Source organism: Aphanizomenon sp. UHCC 0183, assembly GCF_009712065.1.
Classification (GTDB): Bacteria; Cyanobacteriota; Cyanobacteriia; order Cyanobacteriales; family Nostocaceae; genus Dolichospermum; species Dolichospermum heterosporum.
The window spans coordinates 85,577-94,167 of record NZ_VILC01000011.1; the positions used below are offsets into that span (position 1 = coordinate 85,577).

Consider the following 8,591-nt stretch of genomic DNA (forward strand, 5'->3'; position numbering starts at 1 on the left):
ACCACTAACTAATTCCAATCCTGCTCATCTTTTTTGCCACGACTTTTGTAAACTCCGCCTGTATCATGGATTTGACGGGTTTTGGCAAATAGTTCAGCTTCAGTTAAACCCCAGCGTTGCAAAACTTTATCTAAGTTGCTTTGAATGTCTCGCGCTCCTGGGAAACCTTGATAGCGAATTTTTAGTCTAGCTAATTCCGATAAATTGTAGTCCGTTGCGTCTTGAGCGAGTAAGATATCAATAAGGGGGCGATCGCGGTTGTAAAGTGGATGTTGTTGGTCTTTACCACCGGAAATTTCTGTCATAATTAATACCTGTATGAAGTTAGCAATCCATCAACAACTCAAGAGCCAAAATCTCGACCATTGCTAATTATCCACCATAATCTAGTGAATGACGGCAACTACGCCTTGTCACTTACGGCTCTCACTACTGCCATTCAGCTTAAAATAAAGATACATTATCTTTAAGAAAATACAAGAAACTTTAGATGAGGGTGAACTTATATCTCACCCAAAGTCCAAGCAGCACGAGGGAAAGAACCCGCTATGTTTGAACACTTCACTTCCGAAGCCATTAGGGTAATCATGTTAGCTCAGGAGGAAGCACGACGACTGGGACACAATTTTGTAGGAACAGAACAAATTCTCCTGGGTTTAATGGGAGAAGGAACAGGTGTTGCTGCTAAAGTGTTGGCTGAGTTGGGTGTTACCCTGAAAGAATCCCGTCGGGAAGTAGAAAAAATAATTGGCCGGGGTTCTGGGTTTGTCCCACCGGAAATTCCTTTTACCCCGAAAGTAAAAAGCCTGTTTGAGCAATCTTTCCGAGAAGCTCACGGTCTTGGACATAATTACATAAACACTGAACACTTATTATTAGGTTTAACGGAGGCTGGTGAAGGAGTCGCCGCCAAAGTATTACAAAATCTAGGAGTGGATTTACCAATTATTCGTTCGGCTGTGATGAGCCGATTGGGTGAAGATACAGCGGTTGTCACTGGTGGTAGAAGTAATTCCCAGCGCAATCAAAATTTATCCATAGAGGAGTTTGGCAGAAACCTCACCAAACTAGCTCAGGAGGGCAGACTAGACCCAGTAGTCGGTCGCCAGCCAGAAATTGAAAGAACGGTGCAAATTCTCGGTCGGAGAACCAAAAATAACCCGGTTTTAATTGGTGAGCCGGGTGTTGGGAAAACAGCGATCGCTGAAGGTCTAGCGCAACGCATTGTCAATCAAGACGTTCCCGAAATTTTACTTGACAAACAAGTAATTAGTTTGGATATGGGGTCTGTAGTGGCGGGAACTCGCTTCCGGGGTGAATTTGAGGAACGCCTCAAAAAAATCATGGAGGAAGTCCGCAGCGCCGGGAACATCATCTTAGTGATTGATGAAATTCATACCTTAGTCGGTGCAGGTGGCACAGAAGGCGGTTTAGATGCAGCTAATATCCTCAAACCGGCTCTAGCCAGAGGAGAACTCCAGTGCATTGGTGCTACTACTTTAGATGAATATCGTCAACACATCGAACGGGATGCGGCTCTGGAGCGGCGGTTTCAGCCAATTTTGGTAGGAGAACCATCAGTAGCAGAAACTATTGATATTCTCTATGGTTTACGCGGTGCTTACGAACAACATCATAGAGTTAATATTACTGATGAAGCGGTAATTGCGGCGGCTGAATTGGCAGATCGTTATATTAGCGATCGCTTTCTACCGGACAAAGCCATTGACTTAATTGATGAAGCCGGTTCTCGTGTCCGCTTGCGTCACTCCCATATTGCCAAAAACAAGGAACTCAAACGAGAATTAACCACCGCCACCAAAGCCAAATCAGAAGCCATCAGAACTCAAGATTTTGGCAAAGCTGGTAAATTGCGGATACAAGAATTAGAACTGCAAGCCAGACTTGATGTAGAAGAAAATCAAGAAACCGTTAACTCTCCCCTCGTCAACGAAGAAGACATTGCCCAAATTGTCGCTTCTTGGACAGGTGTTCCCGTCAACAAACTGACTGAATCTGAATCAGAGTTACTTTTACATCTTGAAGACACCTTACATACAAGACTCATCGGTCAAGAACAAGCAGTTACAGCCGTTTCCCGTGCTATTCGTCGCGCCCGTGTCGGCTTAAAAAGTCCTAATCGTCCCATTGCCAGTTTTATCTTCTCTGGACCAACCGGTGTTGGTAAAACCGAATTAGCCAAAGCCTTAGCTGCTTACTTCTTCGGTTCAGAAGAATCAATGGTGCGTTTAGATATGTCCGAATACATGGAAAGCCACAACGTTTCTAAGTTGATTGGTTCACCTCCAGGTTATGTAGGATACGACGAAGGCGGACAATTAACGGAAGCTGTGCGGCGCAAACCCTATACAGTGCTACTATTCGACGAAATCGAAAAAGCGCATCCCGATGTATTCAATATGCTGCTGCAAATCTTGGATGACGGTCATCTTACGGATGCGAAAGGTCGGAAGGTAGACTTCAAGAACACATTAATTATCTTGACTTCTAATATCGGTTCTAAGGTAATTGAAAAAGGTGGTAGCAGCTTAGGGTTTGAGTTTGATAATGCAGCAGATGCTAGTTATCATCGCATTCGTAACTTAGTTAACGAAGAACTCAAAGCTTATTTCCGTCCCGAATTCCTCAACCGTGTTGATGATATTATCGTCTTCACTCAACTCAACAAAGATGAAGTCAAGCAAATTGCTGAAATCATGCTGCGTGATGTTGGTAGTCGTCTCAAGGATAAAGACATCGCTTTAGAGGTGACAGAAGCTTTTAAAGAGAAAGTTGTCCAGGAAGGCTATGATCCTAGCTACGGTGCTAGACCACTACGCCGTGCTATTATGCGTCTACTGGAAGATTCTCTGGTTGAAGCGATTTTATCTGGGGAAATAGTAGATGGAGATAAGGCTATTGTGGATGTAGACGATGATGGACAGGTAAAAGTCAGAAAATCGGAAACCCGTGAGTTGTTATTAACTAATGTTGGTTAGTTACGGATTTCTACAATATCGGTAATTTATTTGGTGGGTGACTTTATTGTTAACCCACCTTTTTTATTTTAATGGTTTTTTAATGATTTTTTAGCGATAGTTACGATAGCGTCGTACTGAGCAAATGTGCGTTCAAAAACTGCAAAATGCTCTGAAAATCTTCACTATATCTACGTTTTGTCTAAAATAAAAAAGTAATTTATTATGTTAAAAGAAACAATCTCATTTAAAGTTTAATCCAAAAGCCAGGTAGATTTCTACGATGATCCTCACTTGGTTAAGGCTGCACTTGATTTTATCACGGGGGCTTAATCATTTAATTCTATAGGTAAGGGTTTAGCACTGTTCATTGGTGTCAACTTAACGTAAAACCCACAACCCAACTGGGAATGAATTCCCAGTCTCATAGCAAAAGTCGTCTCAAGACGACTCAATAACTAGGGCTTGCTGAATAAAGCTAAAACCGTTTATTAATAAAGGTTTCGCTGATTTTTATCACAAAAAAGTGCAAGGTTTTGGCTGATGGTGTCTCAAAATAGGTGCATTTTTCCTAGTCGGACTGGGAAAATTGAGGATATCCAGATCGTTGAAACTGTTCCCTGTTCCCTGTTCCCTGTTCCCTGCCTTCACAGACAACTTATTCAGCAAATCCTAACTAGAAAATTTTTGAACTTGTTCAGTTTACTTTAGTAAACTTTAGCTATTAGCCCGGAAATTCATTTCTGGGCGGGTCTTTTAGCCAAACAAATAAGCCATCTGTAGCTTAATTTGACACCATTAAGCACTGTTAAACCCCTTAATGGTCTTATTGATTGTATTATAACTCTTCGCAACTCTGTAACTATGCACATCTGCGTGAAAAAAGCTCATAAACTTAGCACCATGAACAAACAATTTGTGGTGTTGGGTTTTGTAGCCCAACCTAGTAGTCTGTCAACCCGAAAATGACGGGTGAAGGCAAGTAGGGGGAGAAGAGAGGTAGGGGGAGAAGAGAGGTAGGGGAGGTAGGGGAGATAGGGGAGGGAAGAACAAAAGTTTTTTCGGATTATTACCCGTCAAAATAAATTTGACGAACTACTAGTTTATCACCTGCGAAAATGCAAAATTGGCATAGCAAATAAACCCCAAGCCAAACCCGTAATTAAACCAAAAGGCGTAACAATATAATTATTAAAATCCCACAAATCGAAAATCTGCGCTGCTAATTCCAAGGGATAAGCCATCATTAATACACTAGCAAAAGCCACACCAGTCCAACCATATTGACTTAACCAAAAAACGCCTTTGCCATTAGTTAAACCATACAAAATTCGAGTTATCAATAAACCTGATACCGTTCCATAACAGCGCATACAAACCGCCATAATAAAAGGTGGTGCTAACTCCAAACCCATAGTAGGCTGGGGACATACATGATTACCCATAAAGTAAATAATATCCGCAATCCCCGGAAGTAAAAACACAGCAGAAGCAGCCAAAAAAGGTGCAATAGGGGGACCAAAAACCATCCCAGCTAACAGGAAATCCGCAAAAAAACTCACCCAATTAACTTGTAACCCTCTTAACAAAACTACCCTTTCCATATTCTCTCTGTGTCCTCTGCGCCTCTGCGGTTCGTTTTCTGCAATTAGTATTATAGGGTAGAAAATACCCAAAATGATTATAAATCATCATTTGGATCTATCCCCATTGACCGTAAACGTGCTGCTAATTGTGCAGCTTTAACTTCTGCTTTTTCAGCCCTTAATTTTTGTAATTGGGCTTCTTCCTGACCTACCAATAACAAATTACCATCTAAATCCCACCAGCGCAGCCAAAGTTGTTCAGGATTATTTAAGTAACTGCCTTGCCATAGTCCCAATTCTACAGCTAATGGCGCAATAGGATAATGTCCATGTTCGTTAGGCTGGATTTTTTGGTAAGAAAAATCAACCAAATGATAAACTTCCAATTTGCCATTATTAACTTCATAAATAGCATAATAGGGAATGCGGATAATGCGTTCATATACCCAAAATTTACCAGGTTTTTCACCTTCCTGTAAACCCGCTAAAGGGGTTGAATCTCTTTCTTCTTCACCATTACCACTAGCTAATTCTATAGCAATTAATGGAGGAATATATTCCCGCCATAAAACATAGGAACGGCGAATTTTACCATCTAATTTTGGTGCTACATCAGGGACATAAAACCAATCTGGTGCTACTGTACCTTTTTCTGGTGGTTCAGTTTCGCGCCAATAAATCCCACAATCTTGACCTATACAAAACTGTCCGTCGGGATGTTTTTTTGTAAAGTTTGAATTATGGAATCTGTGATAATTATGCTTTGGGGATGTTCTTGAAAGTTTTTCACAAACGTACCATCAGACTCTGGTAGTTGAGTATGATCAGGAAACTGCGGTGGTATAGCAATATCAGCCAGGGTTTCACTCATACTGTTTAAAAGATTGCAGTTGTTTATTTAGTATTATATCAGAGAACAGGAAGCGCGGAATTACTGAATATTGTATTATAAAGGTTATACAGTCATCTATCACAGATTATGATCTGCTGCTTAAACCCGGATTGTTCCCAACCTATCAACCCTGATGATAACAAGTTCTGTCAAAGTTGCAGAACCCCGTTAATACCATTATTAATCAATCGCTTTCGAGTATTGCGGGTGCTTTCTGCTGAAGGTGGTTTTGGGAGAACCTATTTAGCGGAAGATAGCCAGAAACTCAATGAAACTTGTGTAATCAAGCAACTTGCACCTAAACAGTCAGGAACTTACGCTTTAAAAAAAGCCACAGAATTATTTATTGAAGAAGCTAAACGCTTACAAGATTTAGGAGAACACCCGCAAATACCAACGCTGTTTGCTTATTTTGAAGATAATGGTTTTCTCTATTTAGTACAACAGTTTATTAAAGGGGAAAATTTATTAGATGAATTAGCACAAAAGGGAAAATACAAGGAAACCCAAATTCGGGAATTATTACTAGATTTATTACCATCTTTAAAGTTTATTCATGAGCGCCAGGTTATTCATAGAGATATTAAACCACAAAATATCATGCGCCGATCAAGTGATGGTAAATTGGTGTTAATTGATTTTGGGGCTTCTAAACAATTAACTACCACAGTTCACACCCAAATAGGAACACGAATAGGTACTCATGGTTATAGTCCACTGGAACAAATTCAGCTTGGTGAAGCTTATCCAGCCAGTGATTTATTTGCTTTAGGTGCAACTTGTTTTCATCTTTTAACAGGGGTTCATCCTTTTAATTTATGGACAAGAAATGGTTTTAGTTGGGTGAATAATTGGCGACAACATTTACCTAGTCCTGTGAGTCAGGAATTGAGGGAAGTTTTAGATAAGTTGTTGAAAATTGAGATTCTAGAACGGTATCAATCTGCGGATGAAGTCATCAAAGATTTAAAAATTACTCCTACAGGTTATGTACCTCCAATAGCAAACAAAAATCCATCTTCGGGAAATTCTAAAACTAGAATAAATCGTATAATAGATCGTCGCGTTTTTATCTATGGAGGATTATCTTTAGGTGCTGTAACTGTTGCAGTTATAGGACAAAGTTTATTTTTTAGGAAGCAAAATCAAACTTCAATTTCAAATAACCTGAAAACCTTTAGTTTTGAAGTGGTCAGCACCAACGCAACCGGAAACATCATTAACCGACGGAATGAAAGCGCAAAATATTTCACAGAAGATTTGGGAAATGGTGTGACATTGGAAATGGTGGAAATCCCAGGGGGAACATTTATCATGGGTTCACCGGAAAACGAAGCAGGAAGGGATTCAGACGAAGGTCCCCAACATCAAGTTACCGTTCCTAGTTTCTTCATGGGAAAATATCAATTGACACAGGCACAATATCAAGCTATCATGGGTAGTAACCCTTCTGCATTCAAAGGCAATAATCGCCCAGTGGAAAGAGTCACTTGGAATGATGCAGTTACTTTTTGTCAAAGGTTAAGCCAGAAGACAGGAAAAAACTACAGATTACCCAGTGAAGCTGAATGGGAGTATGCTTGTAGAGCCGGAACTACCACACCGTTTTATTTTGGTGAAAGCATTACTACTGATTTGGTAAACTATAATGGTACATTCACTTATGGTTTTACACCAAAAGGACAGGATCGTAAACAAACCACAGATGTAGGTTCTTTTCCCCCTAACGCTTTTGGTTTGTATGATATGCACGGTAATGTATGGGAGTGGTGTTTAGATGACTATACAAGTAGTTATAGTGATGCGCCTAAAGATGGCAGTGCTTTGATAGGACGAAGCGATGATAAAAGGCTGCGCGGCGGCTCTTTTCGCGTCGATCTTGTAGATTGCCGTTCGGCTTGTCGTGGCGAGGATATTGCGGGCTTCGGCTTCAACGAACCCGGTTTTCGGATTGTATGTGGTGGTGCGGCGAGGACTTAGTAGCCCTTTACACTCCTGCTCTTTTGCCCTTTTCCCTTCTTTCTCTTTTCCCTTCTTAACCCCCGCCGTTAGGCGGAAAAATAAAATTTTTTCTTTCGACAGTAAAGCAGATTGTGGTGTCTTTGCTTAGGATAGCACACATTTTTTAAATTGTCAGAATCAGGATATCCAGGATTTTAGGATTTTCAGGATGTTATTGATAAATTGCTGGTTTTCCTTTGCGTCTTTGCGTGAAAATGAATATTCAATATTGTCAGAATCAGGATATCCAGGATTTGAGGATTTACAGGATGTTATTGATAAATTGCTGGTTTTCCTTTGCGTCTTTGCTGCTTTGCGTCTCCCTGCGGGATCTCTAAGAGAGATTGCGCGAAACTGAATATTGTCTGAATCAGGATTTTTGTAATATCCATATCCCTATCCCTAAATTATTTTAAATGAATTGAGTATTTATAATTTTTATTTTGAAAATTTTATGTTGAAAATCGTATATATTAACCTTAATCATAAATTTCTAAACCCTAAAAACACAACTCAAACAAACATCCTGGAAATCCTAAAATCCTGGATATCCTGATTCTGACAATTTAATTTTATAATCTCATGAGTTTTGACAACGTTTGTAAACTACTAGCAGAAAAATATCCCTTTGATTTTGCTAAATGGTTGCTTCCCCAAGCACCAAAAACCATCAAAGTCTTAAAAACCGAATTGAGTATAGAACCAATTCGCGCTGATTTTGTCACCTTCTTACAAACAGAAAATCGGATTTTACATATTGAATTTCAAACCAACCCACAATCTAAACCTCCGATTCCTTTTAGAGAGTTAGATTATTCGGTGAGATTAATCCGTACATATCAAGTTCCTGTAACCCAAGTGGTGATTTTCTTACAAGAAACAAATGATCCAATTGTTTTTACTGAAGAATATGTTAACGAAACAACCAGACACCGTTATCGTGTAATCAGAATGTGGGAACAAGAACCAGAATTATTTCTCAATAATCTGGCATTATTACCGTTAGCACCATTAACACAGACAAATTCACCTCAAAGCCTATTATCCCAGATTGCCAATAATGTTGCTAAAATTGCAGATAGGGAGACTAAACAGGATATTGCAGCTTACACAGAGATTTTAGCAGGTTTGCGG

Annotated in this window: 5 protein-coding genes and 1 pseudogene; 3 read left to right on the forward strand and 3 right to left on the reverse strand. The window is 39.9% G+C overall.

All coding sequences use genetic code 11. The features are described from left to right. Nucleotides 1-8: 8 nt before the first annotated feature. Entirely contained in the window at nucleotides 9-305 is a 297-nt protein-coding gene (locus tag FJR37_RS05815) for a DUF3288 family protein (RefSeq protein ID WP_168465540.1), read from the reverse strand. A 243-nt stretch (nucleotides 306-548) separates the two neighbouring features. Here FJR37_RS05815 and FJR37_RS05820 point away from each other — a divergent pair, with 243 nt between their 5' ends. Next, nucleotides 549-2,999: an ATP-dependent Clp protease ATP-binding subunit gene (locus tag FJR37_RS05820; protein ID WP_039204073.1), complete on the forward strand. Its 2,451-nt coding sequence runs from the start codon at nucleotides 549-551 to the stop codon at nucleotides 2,997-2,999. Nucleotides 3,000-4,084: 1,085 nt separating this feature from the next. On the opposite strand, the gene FJR37_RS05825 is transcribed toward FJR37_RS05820, so the two are convergent. Next, nucleotides 4,085-4,582 (reverse strand): DUF2085 domain-containing protein, encoded by a 498-nt coding sequence (locus tag FJR37_RS05825; RefSeq protein WP_039200232.1) that lies wholly within the window; start codon nucleotides 4,580-4,582, stop codon nucleotides 4,085-4,087. Between the two features lie 77 nt (nucleotides 4,583-4,659). Then, nucleotides 4,660-5,435, reverse strand: a pseudogene (locus tag FJR37_RS05830) (Uma2 family endonuclease). A 108-nt stretch (nucleotides 5,436-5,543) separates the two neighbouring features. On the opposite strand from FJR37_RS05830, the gene FJR37_RS05835 reads away from it, so the two are divergent. Both FJR37_RS05835 and FJR37_RS05840 read left to right on the forward strand, forming a co-directional pair. Further along, entirely contained in the window at nucleotides 5,544-7,436 is a 1,893-nt protein-coding gene (locus FJR37_RS05835; RefSeq protein WP_168465541.1) for a bifunctional serine/threonine-protein kinase/formylglycine-generating enzyme family protein, read from the forward strand. Between the two features lie 603 nt (nucleotides 7,437-8,039). Beyond that, the coding region (locus FJR37_RS05840; RefSeq protein ID WP_168465542.1) for an Rpn family recombination-promoting nuclease/putative transposase at nucleotides 8,040-8,591 on the forward strand (552 nt) is incomplete at its 3' end.

Coding starts and splice junctions, on each gene's coding strand:
- FJR37_RS05820 (WP_039204073.1), top strand. CDS start 549: ATGTTTGAACACTTCACTTCCGAAGCCATTAGGGTAATCATGTTAGCT.
- FJR37_RS05815 (WP_168465540.1), bottom strand. CDS start 305: ATGACAGAAATTTCCGGTGGTAAAGACCAACAACATCCACTTTACAAC.
- FJR37_RS05825 (WP_039200232.1), bottom strand. CDS start 4,582: ATGGAAAGGGTAGTTTTGTTAAGAGGGTTACAAGTTAATTGGGTGAGT.
- FJR37_RS05835 (WP_168465541.1), top strand. CDS start 5,544: ATGATCTGCTGCTTAAACCCGGATTGTTCCCAACCTATCAACCCTGAT.